Source organism: Cutibacterium sp. 37298 (assembly GCF_023838685.1).
GTDB lineage: Bacteria > Actinomycetota > Actinomycetes > Propionibacteriales > Propionibacteriaceae > Cutibacterium > Cutibacterium acnes.
The window spans coordinates 66,007-84,071 of the sequence record NZ_JAJNRJ010000003.1; the positions used below are offsets into that span (position 1 = coordinate 66,007).

The following is an 18,065-nucleotide window of genomic DNA, read 5'->3' on the forward strand; positions in this document are numbered from 1 at the left end:
TCACTCCTTGATGTAAGGGGTGCCATCGGAGGCCGGTGCCCTCACCTTGCCAACCAGACCGGCCACAGCAACGATCGTCGCAATGTACGGCAAGATAAGCAGAAACTGCGAGGGCATCGGGGCGCTGATCGTCGACAGCTCGGTGGACAGCTGGGTTACGAAGCTGAAAAACAGCGCCATGACGGCGGCCAAACCTGGACGCCAACGGCCCATGATGAGAGCGGCAAGAGCGATGAAGCCGTTACCCACCGTGATGTCCTTCGAAAATGACCCGACGGTACCAATCGTGAAGTAAGCGCCACCCAGGCCAGAAAAAACGCCACCAACGAGCACTGCTGACCAGCGCACTCCAGCAACCGAGATACCCACAGTGTCAGCGGCCTCGGGATGCTCGCCAACAGACCGGACTCGCAGCCCCCACTTAGTGCGCCACAGCAGGAACCACACCAGCGGAATACAGAGGAACCCGATATACACCAACACAGTCTGGTCGAAGAAAATCGGGCCAAAGAACGGAATCTTCGACAGCCCCGGGATCGCGACTGCTTCCATGATCGGTGCCGTGTTGTATTCCTCGGCGTTCGGAGAAAGCAACTGGGTGTAGAAGAAGCCCGTTAGACCAGATGCAAAAAGGTTGACGACCACGCCCATAACAACGTGGTCGACAAAATATTTGATGGTAAAGACAGCCAGCAACGCGGCAGTTAGCACAGACGCGACGATCCCTACAACAATGGCGGCAAAAATAGACTTCGTGATGGATCCGACGAGGGCTGCCGCAAAGGCTGCCGTGAGCATCTCGCCTTCGATAGCGACGTTGACGACGCCAGCACGCTCACACATGACGCCGCACAGTGCGCCGAGGACTAGCGGAGTGGCCACAGACAAGGTGCCCTGAAGCTGGCCTGCGACCTGGAATGGCAAGCCACGTCCGGCAGCAGCCCAGCTCAGGAACCCGACGATGATGGCGATTCCGGCGACGACACCGGCAGTAACCGTGAGAGTGTGACGGCTGCGCCCCATAAAGAAAGCCCCAGCCGCCAGCAAACACGCAATAGCGCTAACGAGCACAACCGGGAACCCAGACACACTCATAGTGCCCAATTCCTTCCCGGCGAGGGCGTCAGTAAAGGCGAAACGCGCCTCGCCTGACGTTGTGGTCAGCAGAATAAACAGCACCAACGCCATGATGCCGATGAGTACGCCCGTGGACAGTCGATGCGTACGGGCCTCACGCGATTCCACCTGTTCAAACTCCAGTTCCTTATCGAGGGCCTCGCTGGCTTCAGCGGGGAGCTCGATACCGGTCTTGGTGATATCAGAGGTGGTAGGCCGGGGAAAACGCGATGCTGGGCTCATGCCAGGGCTCCCTTCGTGGTGGTGTCGGCTGGGACCGGCCCACGGTCACGTTTCTTAGTGCGCTTTTCTCTGCGCGTTGTGAGGAAGGGCAGGACCGTCTTGACCAGCATCGGAGCGGCCACAAACATGACGATCACCGCCTGGATGACCCGAACGAGGTCCAAGGAGGTCTGGGTCATGGCCTGCATACGCAAACCGCCCTGGTTCATAGCGCCCCAGAACAGGCCAGCAAGAACGATGCCGAGCGGCTTAGAACGACCCAATAGGGCCACCGTGATGGCGTCGAAGCCGATGGTTCCGACCAGACCGATAGACAGCTGAGTTGGAGTGGCACCGGAGATCGGACCCAACGCCACCTCGACACCTGCCATACCGGCCAAGCCGCCGGAGATAATCATCGTCCACGCGATAATGGAGTTGGTATTCATACCAGCGGTAGCCGAGGCATTCGGATTGGATCCGACCGCACGGATCTGGAAGCCCAAAGGAGTTCGATCAAGCAGCCGCCAGGTGCCCACGGCAAGCAGCAGGGCCAGGAAGAATCCGAGGTGCAACTGAGATCCGGCCATCCGCGGGAACGTGGCGTTCCAGTCGACAATAGGGGCGATCGGGTCGGTACGGCCAGGCATCTGAAAGGCCTTGGTCGTCAGCAACCAAGCCAGCAGACCACCAGCAATGTAGTTGAGCATGATCGTCACGATGACCTCGTTGACTCCAGCGCGGGCCTTGAGGATGCCAGCGATGCCACCCCAGATCGCTCCGCCAATGAATCCGGCAATCACTGCAAAAAACAGATGAACCGGCAGCGGCAAGGAGTGGAAATTAAACCCAACCCAAGCGGCCAATGTTGCTCCGGCAATCGCCTGACCCTGACCACCAATATTAAACAGGCCAGCCTTGAAACCCAGACCAATGGCAAGACCGCCACAAATGAGGGGGGCCGACTGGGCCGTCGTCGCAGTAAGAGCCTGCCAGGATCCGAAAGCTCCCTGGAACAGGGCCGCGTAGGCCGAAGAAATCTGAGCCCACGAGTCGCTCAAAGCGTCAGGACGAGAGAACAGGTAGCTCCACTCCTTGTTGATCGCGGGATCAGCGGCCACCATAACGATGGCCGAGACGATGAAAGCCAGCACAAATGCTGCAACCGTCACCCACAGATCATTCCAGGGGAAGGAACGGTGCGAGGTAGCCTCAGTCTGGGAAGCGGTAGCTGCCGTCGGAGAGGTGGCCTCTTTCGACGCAGTGGGCTTCGGGGATTCAGTGCTCATTCCGAGACCTCCTTGTGTCCCTTGGCGACGCTGTCACACGCCTCGTCATAACTGAATCCGGCCATCATGAGGCCGAGAACATCGCGGGGAGTTCCCGCCGGTGCGATGCCAACGATGCGACCGCGGTACATCACCGCAATGCGGTCCGATAGCGCCTCGATTTCGTCAAGCTCAGTGGAGACGATGAGCACCGCTGTGCCGTTGTCACGCTCCTCGACCACCCGCTTGTGCAAGAATTCGATAGCACCGACGTCGACACCGCGGGTGGGCTGAGAAGCCACCAGAACACTCAACGAACGCGAAAGTTCGCGCGCCAACACGACCTTCTGCTGGTTACCGCCCGACAATGAGGACACCGGCAACGAAGCCGACGGGGTGCGAATGTCGAACTCCTCGACACGGTCACGTGCATTGTCAGCGATCCGCTTGAGCTGAAGGTTACCGTGCTTGGAGTACGCGCCAACCTGATTCAGCACGAGGTTCTCAGCGATGGAGAACTCGCCAACAAAACCGTCCCGCTGACGATCCTCAGGCACGAATCCGAGTCCGGCCTCAATAACCTTGGCGGGGGCCGCTCCAGTGGTGTCCTTGCCATCAATGCGGATCGTTCCCGCCGTCGGCTTCATGAGTCCGAGCAGGGAGGAAGCAAGCTCCGTCTGACCATTACCCTGTACTCCGGCGACGCCGAGAATCTCACCCCCCGCGACGGACAATGACACGCCGTCGACAACGACTGATCCGCGGTCGTCAGCCACGGTGAGGTCCTTGATGTCCAGGCGAGAGCCGGTCGGCTTAGCCTCGTCCTTATCAACGACGAGCTTGACGACCCGTCCCACCATCATCTCAGCAAGTTCGGCCTCGGACTGGTCCGCGCTGGCCGTGCCTACGATGCGGCCGCGTCGGACCACAGTGATGTCGTCAGCGATGGCACGAACCTCACGCAGCTTGTGGGTAATGAAAACGATGGCCCGGCCCTCATCACGCAAGGTCTTCATAACAGCCATGAGCTCGTCGATTTCCTGTGGGGTAAGCACAGCAGTGGGCTCGTCAAAGATGAGGTACTGAGCGTCGTTGGCTAGGGACTTCAGGATCTCGACACGCTGCTGGACGCCAACCGGCAGGTTCTCGATGACCGAGTCTGGATGGACGTCAAAGTGGTAGCGATCAGACAATTCGCGCACCTTTGCGCGAGCCCGTCGCATCGACAGGATGCCAGCGGTCGATTCTTCCCGCCCCAACGCTATGTTCTCAGCCACCGTGAATACGTTGACGAGCATGAAGTGTTGGTGAACCATTCCAATACCGGCCGCCATGGCCTGCTTGGAATTATCGAAGTGTTGCTCCACCCCGTCGATGTAGACCTGCCCTTCATCGGAAGGCAGCAAGCCGTACAGAATGTTCATCAGGGTTGACTTGCCGGCACCGTTTTCACCGAGCAAGCAGTGGATTCGCCCGGGAACGATGTCGAGGTCGATGTGGTCGTTGGCCGTGAGGGTCCCGAATCTCTTCGTGACGCCGCGCAGGCTCAGCCCATCTTTGAGGGGTGCATTGTCACCGGGTGGGGCGACGGTGGTGTTGGTGGTCACGGGGCAGATCCTTCCACGTCTGGTCCCTGATGTCGCGTGCGCCGACGACGCGCCGACCTCCACAGGAAGTCGGCGCGTCGTCGTCTCACGTGGTTGGCCGCACAGCGGCTGAGCGAACTGAGTTCGCGCTCAGACTCACTTAGGCTGGGCCTTTGAGGTGATTGTGATCTTGCCGGAGTTGATGTCGTCCTTGATCATCTTCAGCTCGTCCTTAACGTCAGCGGGGATCTTGGAGTCGAACTCGTGGAACGGGGACAGGCCGGTGCCACCGTCTTCCAGGGAGCCGACGTACGGCTTGTTGTCGAATTTGCCGTCCTTGGCAGCCTTAACCGCATCGAAGACGGCAACATCCATACCCTTGAACACCGAGGTGATGATATTCGAGCAGTAGGCCGGCTGGGTCTTGCAGCCATCACCATCAACCCAGATGGCATTGGCCTTTCCGCCCGAGGACTTCACAGCTTGCAGCGCGCCGTTTCCAGCATTGCCCGCCACCGGCAGAAGGATGTCGGCACCCTGGTTGAGTAGTGCTTGAGCAGTGGCCTTGCCACCAGAGACGTTCTGGAACGGGTTGGGCTGCGGGACGAACTGACCGTCCTGCTTCTTGACATCCCAACCAATAGCTTGAACCGACTTGTGCTTCTGCTTGTTGTAGTAGTCAACGCCCTGGGAGAAACCATCCATGAAGATGGTGACGGTCGGGATCTTCATACCGCCGAAGGTGGCAACCTTGCCTGTCTTGGTCAGTGCGGAAGCCAGGTAGCCGGCCTCAAAGGAAGACTGGGCAGTGTTGAAGATCAGCGGCTTAAGGTTCTCAGGAGGATTCGCCGGGTTGTCGTCAACGATGGCGAACTTGACGTTCGGGTTTGCTTTGGCAGCAGCGAGGGTGGGCTTCTCGAGCAGGAACCCAACGGAGATGATGATCGAGCACTTAGCGTCCACCATGGACTGCAGGTTGGTGGCGTAGTCCTTATCGTCCTTCGACTCAACCTTGGCGGTCTTCACGCCGAGATCGCTCGCAGCCTTGTTGAGGCCCTGAAGAGAGGTCTCGTTGAAGGATTTGTCGTTAAAACCGGCAGAGTCGGAGACCATACAGGCCTTAAACTCACCGGAGTTGGAGTTGTCCTTCCCAGCAGCAGACGTGGAGGAACCCGCCGAGGAGCCCGTGGACGCGTCCGGAGCCTGCGCGCAGGCCGACAGTGACAAGGCTGCGGCAGCGAAAACGGCGGGAATAGCGAGGTGTAACTTCTTCACGGACTGCCTCCTGGAGCAGACGATGATCCAACGGTGGAAAACCCGTGGGGCATGTGTCGCCGATCGGGCCATAAAACTGTAACCCCTTCGTGGAGAAATCGACACCTTAACGGTCAAACTGGCCCCAAGAAGCAGGAGCATATCGCCTCGACCTTGGGTGGCGCCAGCAATTCATAGGGCGAGCGGGTCCATAGAGCGAACGGGGCGTCAGGCCACCTGATTGACCAGAGCTTCAGCCGCGTCAACGATTGATAAGGTTTCGGCCTGCCAGTTGTCCTCTTGGCTGCGATAAGGCCCGGTAGCCAGCGAAATCGCGACCGCCGCAGAACGCAGCCTCAACTCAATCGGATCGACCCGCGCATCAAAGACCGGAACCCACGCTGTCAAAATCTGCCGCATGCGATCGGCCTGGGGTACATTCATGCGCTGCACCGTAGACAGGTGGGCAACGAGACACGCGAGATCATCGGACCGGCGTCCCGGTCCGATGGTGTCAACGTCGAGGATTCCGCACACGTGGCCATTCCACACATGGATCTGGCCCTCGTGAAAATCTCCATGGGTGGGTTCGTTCTCTGCCGGCACATCTGACAGCCCTGTGGTAATGATCTGAGCCATCCTTTCTAACCGTTCGCTCTGGTCCGGCAGGGCAGCTGTGACCATACGGCTGTAGTGAGCGACCGATTCGCTCCACGGTGACCGGCGCGGAAGGTCGCACACCTGCGGAGGTAACTGGTCGAGTAGACCAACAAGGCTCTCGGCGGTGCACGGACTTCCTGGTTCAAATAGCGCCTTGCTAAGTGGGCATCCCGGCAATTCGGTAAGAAAAAGCAGGTTGTCCTCGGTGACGCCGGCCACCCTCGGGCTCGGCACCGACGCACGGGTCAGTAAGTCGTAGCGGGCCAGCGTCGCCTGAAAGATGCCCTCACGCAACACCTTGACATAGAAGCGCCGATTGTTGACCTCAACGCACAACACCGCGCGACGTCGCGGCCGATATCCGATCATGTGCAGATTGATCTGCTGGGCGCTCACCCGGGCGCCAACCAAGTTAAGGTCAGAGATGATGGCTGCCATCTGTTCGGGGTATGCCGCGCGAGATAGTCCCGGCAGATCAGGGTCGTCAGGATAACGCCAGACGGCGACCTCCCGGGATCCGTCAACATAAATGTCAGCACGTGAATCAGTCACTGCCGGGCCACTCGCTCGGGCACTCATGCCGAAGAGTTCCTGCCGCTCCCCCGCAGGCCACTGCACCCGAGCCTGATAGGTCGCTGTCGTGGACTGACCAGGGTTCGCGTCAACGTGGTCGAGGTGCCAATCGACGAGCCCTCCACCAGCGTGCTCGACAGCTGCTTTCAACAACTCACCGGCCTCCGGGCCAGTCAGCAAGACCGCTCCGTCGGCATCTTTTCCGGGAACGCCGAGCCATGCGGGTCGCCTCCTCACGCGCTTGCCGCCTCCCGCTCAGGGCGCGGGACTGCCGACGCCCCCGCTGGCACCGTTGGCGCGCCAGGCGCATCCAAGCGACGAATCCTCAGCCACGCTGCACGTAGACCATCAACCTCGGTAACCGTCAGCTCAATATTGGGATCGGGTTCAACATCCTCGTCGTCTTCATCGGGCACGTATCCAACCGGATCGAGGTGAACGTCGACCTGGGCACCCTTAGTAGGCACCTCACCGGTCTGAGCCATGAAATACCCCGCGAGAGTGTCGTAAGGCCCCTCGGGCAGCACCAGACCAACCTTGTCGGAAAACTCTTCGAGCGTGGTTAGGCCGTCAATATCGCGCTGCCTGACGTGAGCCAGGTCAGACGGTTCAACGGTGTCGTACTCATCGGTAATATCGCCAACTATCTCCTCGACGAGATCCTCCAAAGTGACGATGCCAGCCGTGCCACCGTATTCGTCGAGCACAATCGCCAAGTGAGCATTAGTGCGACGCATCTCGGTCAGCGCCTTAAGCACTTTGACGCTATCGGGTAAGGAAACGACGGTACGTACCAGTTGGGATACCCGACTGGTACGAATTTGAGGGTCGAGTTCGAGTAGATCTCGAACGTGAACAAATCCAAGCACCCGATCCGCCGATCCATCGATCACCGGATACCGAGAATGGGACCCGTCGCGAACCACCTGAGCCGCCTGAACAGCCTTCATTGATCCCTGCAGAAAGTCGACCTCGGTGCGCGGAACCATTACTTCGCGCAAGGACTTCTCTCCCACGGCGAAGACCTCGTCAAGGATGGTGCGCTCCTCGTCCCCCAACGTCGCCGAGGAGACGACCATGGAACGAATCTCCTCGTCGGTCACCTCTTCGCGAGCCGCAGTTGGATCACCGCCAAGGATCTTAACGACAAGGTCTGTCGAAACCCCCAAGAACCAAATGATAGGCCGGAACAAGGTAGCAATACCGTTTACCATCGGGCCAAGCGCCACGGAGAATCCCTCTGCACGCTGCATGGCCAAACGCTTAGCTACAAGCTCACCTAACACGATCGAAAAGTAGGAAATAATGACCGTGATAGTGACGAGGGCGACCGTTGCAGCCACTGACGCCGACATTCCCCAGGACTCGAATACTGGCGCGAGCTCGCTGGCCAGCGTCGCACCACCAAAGGCGGAGGCAAGGAAGCCTGACAAGGTGACGCCGATTTGCACCGCAGAAAGGAAACGATTGGGATTTGATTGCAGCTTTTGAATGGAACGACCGCGAGATCCGCGGGTCGCCGCCAACTGCTTGATCTGGGAATCGCGGAGGCTCACCAGCGCCATCTCGGCAGCCGAAAACACCCCGCCCACGAGGATGAACAAGAGAATAAGGGCGGCGTTCTCAAAGACCTCAGCCACGGGCCTTCACCATTCCTCTCTTCACAGAGGCAATAACGAAGGTGGCGTGACTATCGCCCTCCCGGTCATCGTTGTGCATAAGACAAGAATAGGAGCTCAGCCCGGCAGAACTCCACGGCAGGACGCCTCAGGGTGAGAGGTTGTGTCCTAAGATGTCCAGGCTCCACCACGTCGAGACTGCCGAGATGACGAGGACGAACACCGCTTGAAGCCATCTCGGACTCCGGTCAAGCAATCTCGCCACTGGCAGAAATGCCGGAAAAGCGGGCAGCAGAAATCGGGCCTTGGAGTTGAAATACCCCTGCATGTGACCTATGAAGATCACGGTCACAAGCACGTATACCGTCAACCACACCTGTTCGCGTCGAACTGCCATGACGATGCCAAGGGCGAGATACATGCACCAGGCCAGGGCGACCAAGCCGGTATACCGCCAGTCGAACGGAACGTGATCCATCCGCGAATGAAGGTCTTCCCACGTGTCAAGCAGGGTCCCCATCTCGCTCCCCCACGCCTTCTGAACAAGCAGGTAACCATTCCATCTACCAGTGCGATGAGCGACGATAACAAACCAGGTCAGCAATCCCAGCGGGCTCAACGCCATCCCGACGAAACGACGCCACCGCTGCCCCGCTTCAGCCTTCGTACACAGGCTCGTCAACCACGCGATACCGAGGACGATGCACACCGGGGCGACGGATGCCCGGAACAGACCGGCGACGCCAACGAATACGCCCGCGAGGATCCACCGTCCCGACAGGATGGCAAGCAGTCCGAGCCCAACAAGGGCGATAAACCAGCCCTCGGTGTATCCCATCGATTCAACGACAGCACGAGGCGCGGCGCCCCAGCACGCCACCAACAGCACCGCTGCGGTCGGTCCTGCCACTCGGTGTCCGACCGCTATGATGACCGCAGCGGCTGTGAGGAAACCCATCTGCGCGGCAATGAGGATCGCTAAATACGGCGACATCCCGGTGACAACGATGATCACCCTGCCAAGAGCTGGCAGCCCTGGCAAAAACGCCAGATCGGATATCCAGGGATCGGTATGGCCAAACATGGGGTTGGGCCAGTGATAACCCCCAGCCGCAATGACGGAATACCACCTTCCGTCCCATCGAGTCAGCCTCGGAACGACCGGTCCGTCCGAAGCCATCGCCGCTATGAGGGCCAGGCGTTGAGCCACCCACACGGCAAGACCGATGCCGATGGTGATGAACCACCGACGTCGGTCCACATCCTCATGACCGGCCGAAATCGGGGCTGCACTCACAGGGATTCAATGATCGCGTTAAAAGTGGTGCTGGGACGCATGGCCTCCGCGACGAGCTCCTCGTCAGGGTGGTAGTACCCGCCCATATCGACCGGGCTGCCCTGGACCCCGTTGAGCTCCTTCAGGATCTGGTCCTCACGAGCAGCCAGCTCGGTCGCGACATCGGAGAATCGGTCGGCAAGTTCGGCATCATCATGCTGAGCAGCCAGCTCGGCAGCCCAATAGCGGGCCAGCCAGTAATGAGACCCCCGGTTGTCGATCTGTCCGAGTTTGCGGGCCGGGGAGCGGTCGTTCTCGAGGAAAGCACCGATGGCCTTGTCAAGGGTCACCGCAAGTATTCCCGCTTTGGTGCCCTCGCTGGTCTGGTCGATGTGCTCGAGGCAAGCACCTAGAGCGCAGAACTCGCCCAGGGAATCCCACCGCAGGTAGTCCTCAGCGACGAACTGGGCGACATGCTTGGGGGCCGAGCCTCCGGCACCAGTTTCGAACAAGCCGCCACCAGCCAGCAGTGGGACGACCGAGAGCATCTTGGCACTAGTACCAATCTCCAGAATCGGGAAGAGATCAGTGAGGTAGTCGCGCAGCACGTTGCCGGTTACCGAGATAGTGTCCTCCCCGCGGCGGATCCGCGCCAGGGTGAACTTCATAGCGTCGGCAGGGGCCAGGATGCGAATATCCAACCCCTCGTGCTTCGGCAGATAGGCCTTGACCTTCTCAATGACGCGGGCGTCATGAGCACGGTTCTCATCGAGCCAAAATACCGCCGGGGTATTGGTGATGCGTGCCCGCTCAACGGCCAAGCGCACCCAATCGCGCACCGGGATGTCACGCACCCGGCTCATGCGCCACACGTCACCGGCTTCGACCTGCTGGCTCGTCAACACCTCGTCACCACAGCGCACCTCAACGCGGCCGTCATGGGGGACGATGAACGTGGTGGGGTGAGAGCCGTATTCCTCCGCCTTCTGAGCCATCAGGCCGACGTTCGGGACATCGCCCATGGTGGCCGGGTCGAGGGCGCCATGCTCGCGGGAGTCGTCCATGATCGCGGCGTACATGGTGGCGTAGCTGCGATCGGGGATGCAGGCTAGGGTCTCTTGTCTCTTACCTTCGGCGTTCCACATACATCCGGAATCGCGGACGACAGTTGGCATGGAAGCGTCGATGATGACGAGGTTGCCGGCATGCAGATTAGTAATGCCGTTGTCGGAATCGACCATGGCCAGGGCCGGGCGAGCAGCGAAGGCAGAATCGATGGCCGTCTTAATTGCAGTCGCGCGTTCTGCGGGAAGCTTCTCGAGGCGGGTGTAAAGGTCGCCCAGTCCAAGATCGGGATTGACGCCTACCGAGTTGAGGTCGTCACCGTATTTCTCGAAGACGTCGACGAGGAAGGTGCGCACTGCATGGCCAAAGAGGACCGGGTCGGAGACTTTCATCATCGTCGCCTTGAGGTGAACCGACCACAGTAGATCCTCTTCGTTGGCCTGGGCCAGGGAAGAAGCGTAGAACTCGTCAAGGGCATCAACGGACATAAAGGTAGCATCAACGATCTCACCGTCGAGAGTCTTGATGCCGCCGGCCAAGGTCGTCTCGGAACCATCGGTCCCGATGAGCACAACGTCGAGATCCTGCCCCCGGGAGACGAAAGACTCTTCATGGTCGAAGAAATCTCCGTGGTCCATATGCGCGACTCGGGCCTTGACCTGATCAGTCCACTGTCCCATCCGGTGCGGGTGAGCCTTGGCGTATGCCTTGACCGCGGCGGGGGCGCGACGATCGGAGTTCCCCTGACGCAATACGGGGTTCACCGCCGAACCGAGCACGGTGGCATAGCGAGCAGCGATTTCCTTCTCCTCATCGGTGGAAGGCTTGTCTGGGAAGTCCGAAAGCTCGTAGCCCTGAGACTGCAGCTCGGCAATAGCGGCCTTAAGCTGCGGGACCGATGCCGAGATATTGGGCAGCTTGATGATGTTGGCATCCGAGGAGCCGGTAAGCTCACCTAGCTCAGCTAGATGGTCGGCAACTTTCTGATCCTCATTCAGGCGATCCGGGAACTGGGCCAGGATGCGCCCCGCCAACGAAATATCCGAGGTCGTGATGTCAATACCCGACTCGTCGAGGAATCCCTCCACGATGGGTAGTAAGGAATATGACGCGAGGGCGGGGGCCTCGTCGATCTTGGTCCAGACGATGGTAGGCATGCACGAACTCCTGTGGTCGAGAGGAACGCCGGTGTGCAACCCGGCAGGGCGTCTAGCGGTACTTCGTCTTAAGAATAGTGGAGATGGCGGACATTTCTGACACACCGAAAAGGAACACCATAGAACACCGAATTGTCGTCATCCAGTTCGCGAGATATCGCATCTGGTGTGGCGAGGCCGACTACCGTACCGGTCATGTCGGAATCCCATGAGCTCGTCGTCACCTGGACTAGCCCGGATCACCCCGGACTTGTCCATGCCGTTACCGGGGCGTGCGCCCAGGTGGGCGGAAACCTCACAGAGTGTCAGCAATTCACTAGCACCGACACCGGAAACTTCTTCATCCGGTTGCAGGTCGAGTCAGCGAGCAGCCGGGCCGACCTCGAGTCGGCCGTCAGTGAACTCGCCAGAAAGTGCAACGCTACTGTCCACGTCGACGAGTTGGGACGGCCCGTCCGTACCCTCATCTTGGCCTCCAAAGCGCCCCATTGCCTGTCTCACTTGCTGTTTAACCGAGACGCTGGTCGGCTGCCAATCGACGTCGTCCAGGTCATGGCGAATCATCCTGACCTCGCCGACTTGACTGCTTTCCATAAGGTCCCGTTCCGGTGGCAAAAAGTCGACCGCGAGTCCAAGACGTCTTTCGAGCAGGAGGTATTACGCACCGTCGGGGACCTTGATGTCGAGCTCGTCGTATTGGCCCGCTATATGCAGATCCTTTCTCCTGAACTGTGTGAGCAACTGTCAGGACGGTGCATCAACATTCACCATTCTTTCCTGCCCGGTTTCAAAGGTGCCAACCCGTACCGCCAGGCCCATTCCCGCGGGGTCAAGCTCATTGGCGCGACGGCCCACTTCGTCACCGTCGACCTTGACGAGGGCCCCATCATCGAACAGCGAGTGCAACGGGTCAACCATTCTCAGACGGTGGCTCAACTCACCGCCGTCGGCCAGGACACCGAATCTGCCACCCTTAATGAGGCCGTCCGTCTGTTCGCTGAGCACCGCACTTTCCTAGACGGAATGCGCACCGTCATCTTGCAGTAGCGGTACCTCCTAACACCCCCCACCAGGGCCGTCATCCGATCCCACATGGCGGGCCGCCACCTGGCCCTCATGGGTGAGGTCATTCTTGATACGAATAAGTCCCCCGGCCAACTTCACATCGTCACCGCGAGTAGGCTTCAAAATAGCCAAGTGTCATCGAGGACTTTCAAGGAGAGATCCATGACCCAGACCCCAGTCAAGATTGCCGTCACCGGAGCTGCTGGCCAGATTTGCTACAGCTTGTTGTTCCGCATCGCTTCCGGTTCGCTGCTCGGAGACACTCCTATCGAGCTTCGCCTTCTCGAGATCACCCCGGCCCTCAAAGCCCTTGAGGGCGTCGTCATGGAGCTTGACGACTGCGCCTTCGGCAATCTCGTGAATATCGAGATCGGTGACGATCCAAAGAAGGTCTTTGACGGAGTTAACGCCGCCTTCCTCGTCGGCGCCATGCCCCGCAAAGCGGGTATGGAACGTTCCGATCTGCTCACCAAGAACGGTGCTATCTTCACCGCCCAAGGCAAGGCCCTCAACGACGTCGCTGCCGACGACGTCCGCGTTCTCGTCACCGGCAACCCCGCTAACACCAACGCCCTCATCGCTGCTACCAACGCGGTCGACATCCCGAACGACCACTTCGCCGCCTTGACTCGTCTGGATCACAACCGCGCCAAAACGCAGCTTGCCCGCAAGACCGGAAAGACTGTCAATGACGTCCGTCACATGACCATCTGGGGCAACCACTCCTCCACCCAGTACCCCGACGTCTTCCACGCCGAGGTCGCCGGCCAGAAGGCCACCAACCTGGTGGACGAGGCTTGGATCGAGAACGAGTTCATCCCAACCGTCGCCAAACGTGGCGCTGCCATTATCGACGCTCGCGGCGCCTCCTCGGCTGCTTCGGCCGCTAACGCCACCGTCGAGTGCATGCGCGACTGGATGGGCTCTACTCCTGAGGGAGACTGGGTGTCCATGGCGATTCCGTCTGACGGCTCTTACGGTGTGCCCGAAGGCCTCATCTCTTCCTTCCCGGTAACTATCACCAATGGCAAGGTCGAGATTGTTCAGGGTCTTGACATCGACGACTTCTCGCGCGCCAAGATCGACGCCTCTGCCAAGGAGCTGGCCGACGAGCGTGACGCCGTCAAGGAACTCGGCCTCATCTGATCGACCCGACGAACGGGCCCGGAAAACGTCACGTTTCCGGGCCCGTTCTGCGCGTCACGGCGTGAAATTTCGGTAGTTTCGGCCGGTAGTCGAGCGTCGAGAGAGATGCACCACACTTATGCACGAATGTGCAGTACATCGTGGTTACAGCCCCGGCGATGACAGTGCGTATAGCCCTGATATAAAGCGGTTTGCAGCCCGATTCGAGGGCTTGGTGTGCAGTGATAAAAGCCACAATTAAGGCACCCGCAGAAATGCTCATTAGTGCACGCTCAGGCATGCCTTAACTGCACCTCGGACACGTTCTGGTTGTTGCTCTAGACGAGCGACTGTCGCCATTTCTATGATCGATGCGTCAGATGTCCTGATGTCCACCGCAAGGAGGCGGATCTCCCCCAGGACTCCACACCCGAAGGAGCCAGCAGCCATGACCACCACAGCAGTCCCTCCCACCAGCACCCAACTCTGCGGAGTGTTCGCCGACATCGACGCCGCAGTGGCTGCCGCTCATAAGGCCTTCCTCGCCTTCTCTGACTGCTCCTTGGCGCAGCGCCGTATCTTCATCAATGCCGTGCGCGAAGCCGCCAGTCAGCAGGAACGTCTGGAATACATGGCCACGGCTGCTGTCGAGGAGACCGGGATGGGCAACGCCCACCACAAGGTTCTCAAGAATCTCTATGCAGCAACCCGCACCCCTGGTGTCGAAGATCTCGTCATGGAGGCACGTCAGGGCGACGACGGCTTGACCACCCTCGAATACTCCCCCTACGGAGTCATTGGCGCCATCACGCCGACGACGAATCCCACTGAGACAATCATCTGCAACACCGTCGGAATGTTGGCTGCCGGTAATACCGTCGTCTTCAGCCCCCATCCGCGGGCTCGTCATCTCAGCGCATGGCTCGTTGACGTTCTCAATCGCGCGATGGTCGAGGCGGGAGCTCCCGACAACCTCATCACTGTCATCACTGAGCCGACTCCAGATACCACCAAAGCTCTCATCACCCACCCCGACATCACGATGCTCGTAGCGACCGGCGGGCCGCAGATCGTCAACATGGTGCTGTCGAGCGGCAAGAAAGCGATTGGGGTCGGATCGGGCAACCCGCCTGCCGTCGTCGACGAAACCGCTGATGTGGCCAAGGCCGCCAGCGACATCGTCCAGGGAGCCAGCTTCGATAACAACCTGCCGTGCACCGCTGAGAAGGAAGTCATCGTCGTCGCCGAAGTGCTGCCCCAGCTCATGACAGCCATGACGGCCAATGGCGCGCAGGTTGTCAGTGATCCCGAGGAGCTCGCCAAACTGCGTTCTTTACTGCTCGACCCTTCTGGCACTCGACCGAATACCGCATGGGTTGGTCAGGACGCCCAGAAGATCCTGCGGGCTGCGGGGATTGAGCCTCATCAGGACACCCGCTTGGTGACAATGGTTACTGATCCGTCGGACCCGTTCGTGCAGGTGGAGATGCTCATGCCAGTGGTGCCGGTGGTTCCCGTCACCGATTACCTCACCGCCATCGACTTGGCCGTCGATCTGGAGCACGGCAACCGTCACACTGCGATCATGCACTCCAAGGATGTTTCGCGGTTGGACCTCATGGCCCGACGCATCCAGACGACGATCTTCGTCAAGAATGGGCCGTCTTTCGCCGGCATTGGGATCAACGGGGAAGGGTTCGCCACTTTCACTATCGCGGGGCCAACCGGTGAGGGGCTGACCTCGGCCCGCAGCTTCGCTCGTCGGCGGCGTTGCGTTCTGGACGCACATTAAGTTCTGCGTTCCGGGCAAGACCCTGCGCGATGTCCCACCCACGCCACTAGTGAGACATCGCACAGGTGAGTTGACGTCACCTCGTGAGGATGACGACGACCATCACCGCCCCTAGCCCTAGCAGGAGAACCGAATCGATCCACCGTGCCCGGACCGCTAATAACCCGGCACATTGTTCGGGCAGCACTACCCGCAAAATCCCTGCCATAACCACCGATGCCGCAAAGACCATCGCGCCGCGACGCCAGTGTCCCGTGCCCATGACGATTGCTGAAGCAGCAACCCCGAGCAGACAGACCGTGAGCGCCCACCAAGATTGAAGATGCTCCTTAGATTCAGCGCAGCGCTCGCTCCGTCGAGCATGTCGAGTCGCGGTACCGACGGGCGCCTCAGCGGCGTGGCGCGGCTGCCTCATGAAAGATCCGCGGCGAGCCGTTCAGCCCGGTCTACCACGTTGGATAGCAACATGGCGCGAGTCATCGGTCCAACGCCACCGGGGTTCGGAGAGACCCACGCGGCCTTCTCCCACACGTCGGCAGTAAAGTCGCCCTGGATCTTCCCCTCGGCAGTCCGTGACACACCGACGTCCACGAGGACTGCCCCTTCACGGATCATGTCGGCATTAATGAGTCCCGGCGACCCAGCAGCGCCAATAATGATGTCGGCCTGCCGGGTGTGTTCGGCAAGGTTACGGGTCCCGGTGTGACACAGGGTGACGGTGCAGTTCTCCGAACGACGGGTCAGCAGTAGCCCGAGCGGACGTCCCACAGTCGTACCGCGTCCGACCACGCAGACGTTGGCACCCGGCAGCTCGATGCCATGACGGGTCAGCAACTCGACGATGCCGCGCGGAGTGCACGGTAGCGGGGCCGGCTCGTTGAGAACAAGACGCCCCAGTGATGCCGGGGTCAAGCCGTCGGCGTCCTTGTTAGGGTCGATGAGGTTAAGCGCCCAGTTCGTGTCGATATGACGTGGCAGCGGTAGCTGAACGATGTAACCGGTGCAATGCGGGTTGGCATTGAGACCGCGGATCTTTTGAGCAAGTTCCTCCTCGGTAACGTCGGCAGGCAAATCAACACGAATCGATTCAATGCCTACTTGCGCACAATCGCGATGCTTGCCAGCGACGTACTGGTGCGAGGCCGGGTCCTCCCCGACGAGCACGGTGCCCAGTCCCGGTACGACACCTTGATCGCGCAGGACTGCTACGCGTTCGGCCAGTTCGGACTTGATCGCGGCGGCAGTAGCCTTACCGTCGAGTTTCTGGGCGGTCATGGATCCTCCTTGTGTCACGGCCTCAACAGGTCCCTATCTTTCCACGAGAACCGCGTTCCCTCGACCACCATCGTCGCCACGTCAATAACCCGATCAATCGTGGTCTCGTCCATCACCGGAGGCAGACTGACGAGGTCGTCGGGCCAGTCGACGTCTATATGCTGCGGCCGATCCCAGTGCAATGGCCCAACCACGCCGACGTTACGTAGCCGGTCTGCCAACTCATCGGCGGCCGGGTGCCGAAGCACCATCGCGCAGCGGGCACTCGGATTGACGATCTGGGCCGCCTCCAAGCCGCTCAGAAGGGCAGCGCGGGTCTGGTCCACCCGGCGAGAGAACTCGGCAACGTTAAACCCTTCAAATTCAGCTCGGGCGTCATCGTCGGGAGGAACTGGAGCCCAGCAGTCGTCGGCCAGGTTTTCAGCTTCTTCGAAGGTGTCGAGGCCTCGGTCCTTCAAAAACCGACGCCGGGCCCTCGTCAGAAACACGTCTTTGTTGTCTCGCGTTCCAACGAGTTCCGAAAGGTCGTCGTCTGCTTGCACCCATGCGACCTCGGTCAGGGGAAGAAGCTTGCGAATACTGACCACCTCGATATCAGCGGGGGTCAGGGACGGCGCAAGAAAAGAATGAGTACGATCGACGACAATTGGCACACTGTCACGACGAGCCTGCTTGAGCACCTCGACGAGCTTCGAACTTGGCTGAATTCCGAAGGTCTCGCAGGTCAACACCGCTGGGTGTTCACCTTGGCGTCGGCAGGCGGCAAGGGCATCAGCAAGAGCGTCCGCGTCGAGCTGGAAGTCGTGGCCGACCGGCAGTCTGCGTACCCGGTATCCTTCTAATTGCCATGGAGTAATCATCGTCTGGCAGGAAAACCAGGGCACCATCAGGCTGTTTGAGCGGCCCCTCTTGCCGCTACAGAGCCCGTCGCGAAGCCATCTGGCAGTCACCGCAAGCGCTTGCCGACCGAGCGCCGTCATCGTCGTCACTGTCACACCATCACCACACATTC

The 18,065-nt window shown here is 60.0% G+C and carries 15 protein-coding genes; 4 read left to right on the forward strand and 11 right to left on the reverse strand.

The window, feature by feature from the left end; genetic code table 11:
• The 4 genes from LRP59_RS08955 to LRP59_RS08970 form a co-directional block, all read right to left on the reverse strand.
• Nucleotides 1-1,359, reverse strand: coding sequence for an ABC transporter permease (locus tag LRP59_RS08955; protein ID WP_002514732.1), 1,359 nt, complete (start codon nucleotides 1,357-1,359; stop codon nucleotides 1-3).
• Nucleotides 1,356-2,627, reverse strand: a complete 1,272-nt coding sequence (locus LRP59_RS08960) for an ABC transporter permease (protein ID WP_002514733.1) — start codon at nucleotides 2,625-2,627, stop codon at nucleotides 1,356-1,358. The genes LRP59_RS08955 and LRP59_RS08960 overlap by 4 nt, the downstream gene beginning before the upstream one ends.
• Entirely contained in the window at nucleotides 2,624-4,213 is a 1,590-nt protein-coding gene (locus tag LRP59_RS08965) for an ABC transporter ATP-binding protein (protein WP_002514734.1), read from the reverse strand. Before LRP59_RS08965 ends, LRP59_RS08960 begins: the two co-directional genes overlap by 4 nt.
• A 135-nt stretch (nucleotides 4,214-4,348) precedes the next feature.
• Nucleotides 4,349-5,419: a BMP family protein gene (locus LRP59_RS08970; RefSeq protein ID WP_156190656.1), complete on the reverse strand. Its 1,071-nt coding sequence runs from the start codon at nucleotides 5,417-5,419 to the stop codon at nucleotides 4,349-4,351.
• Here LRP59_RS08970 and LRP59_RS08975 point away from each other — a divergent pair.
• Nucleotides 5,328-5,549 carry a hypothetical protein gene (locus tag LRP59_RS08975; RefSeq protein WP_002519606.1) on the forward strand — a complete coding sequence of 74 codons (222 nt, stop codon included), beginning with the start codon at nucleotides 5,328-5,330 and terminating at the stop codon, nucleotides 5,547-5,549. The two genes, LRP59_RS08970 and LRP59_RS08975, sit on opposite strands and share 92 nt — an antisense overlap.
• A gap of 125 nt (nucleotides 5,550-5,674) precedes the next feature.
• Here the strand turns inward: LRP59_RS08975 and LRP59_RS08980 are convergent, their stop codons facing one another.
• The 4 genes from LRP59_RS08980 to LRP59_RS08995 form a co-directional block, all read right to left on the reverse strand.
• Entirely contained in the window at nucleotides 5,675-6,916 is a 1,242-nt protein-coding gene (locus tag LRP59_RS08980; RefSeq protein ID WP_002514737.1) for an aminoglycoside phosphotransferase family protein, read from the reverse strand.
• Nucleotides 6,913-8,319, reverse strand: a complete 1,407-nt coding sequence (locus LRP59_RS08985; RefSeq protein ID WP_002514738.1) for a hemolysin family protein — start codon at nucleotides 8,317-8,319, stop codon at nucleotides 6,913-6,915. The genes LRP59_RS08980 and LRP59_RS08985 overlap by 4 nt, the downstream gene beginning before the upstream one ends.
• A gap of 127 nt (nucleotides 8,320-8,446) precedes the next feature.
• Nucleotides 8,447-9,595 (reverse strand): hypothetical protein, encoded by a 1,149-nt coding sequence (locus LRP59_RS08990; protein WP_002533393.1) that lies wholly within the window; start codon nucleotides 9,593-9,595, stop codon nucleotides 8,447-8,449.
• A complete protein-coding gene (locus LRP59_RS08995) occupies nucleotides 9,592-11,796 on the reverse strand; it encodes an NADP-dependent isocitrate dehydrogenase (protein ID WP_148378563.1) in 2,205 nt (734 codons plus the stop codon). Before LRP59_RS08995 ends, LRP59_RS08990 begins: the two co-directional genes overlap by 4 nt.
• Before the next feature lie 195 nt (nucleotides 11,797-11,991).
• Here LRP59_RS08995 and LRP59_RS09000 point away from each other — a divergent pair, with 195 nt between their 5' ends.
• The 3 genes from LRP59_RS09000 to LRP59_RS09010 all read left to right on the forward strand — a co-directional run bounded on the left by LRP59_RS09000 (nucleotide 11,992) and on the right by LRP59_RS09010 (nucleotide 15,778).
• Nucleotides 11,992-12,843: a formyltetrahydrofolate deformylase gene (locus LRP59_RS09000; RefSeq protein WP_002522125.1), complete on the forward strand. Its 852-nt coding sequence runs from the start codon at nucleotides 11,992-11,994 to the stop codon at nucleotides 12,841-12,843.
• Nucleotides 12,844-13,023: 180 nt separating this feature from the next.
• The gene (locus LRP59_RS09005; protein ID WP_002532004.1) at nucleotides 13,024-14,007 is read left to right on the forward strand and encodes a malate dehydrogenase; all 984 of its coding nucleotides are present in this window, start codon (nucleotides 13,024-13,026) and stop codon (nucleotides 14,005-14,007) included.
• Nucleotides 14,008-14,434: 427 nt separating this feature from the next.
• Nucleotides 14,435-15,778: an aldehyde dehydrogenase family protein gene (locus tag LRP59_RS09010; RefSeq protein ID WP_002514744.1), complete on the forward strand. Its 1,344-nt coding sequence runs from the start codon at nucleotides 14,435-14,437 to the stop codon at nucleotides 15,776-15,778.
• Nucleotides 15,779-15,854: 76 nt separating this feature from the next.
• Here LRP59_RS09010 and LRP59_RS12035 read toward each other — a convergent pair whose 3' ends face one another.
• From LRP59_RS12035 to LRP59_RS09025, 3 genes are read right to left on the reverse strand one after another with little or no spacing between them, the layout of a single operon-like run.
• Nucleotides 15,855-16,193: a DUF3017 domain-containing protein gene (locus LRP59_RS12035; protein WP_002522121.1), complete on the reverse strand. Its 339-nt coding sequence runs from the start codon at nucleotides 16,191-16,193 to the stop codon at nucleotides 15,855-15,857.
• The gene (locus tag LRP59_RS09020) at nucleotides 16,190-17,053 is read right to left on the reverse strand and encodes a bifunctional methylenetetrahydrofolate dehydrogenase/methenyltetrahydrofolate cyclohydrolase (protein WP_002514746.1); all 864 of its coding nucleotides are present in this window, start codon (nucleotides 17,051-17,053) and stop codon (nucleotides 16,190-16,192) included. Before LRP59_RS09020 ends, LRP59_RS12035 begins: the two co-directional genes overlap by 4 nt.
• Nucleotides 17,054-17,067: 14 nt before the next feature.
• Nucleotides 17,068-18,033 carry a hypothetical protein gene (locus LRP59_RS09025; RefSeq protein ID WP_002522120.1) on the reverse strand — a complete coding sequence of 322 codons (966 nt, stop codon included), beginning with the start codon at nucleotides 18,031-18,033 and terminating at the stop codon, nucleotides 17,068-17,070.
• Nucleotides 18,034-18,065: the final 32 nt, after the last annotated feature.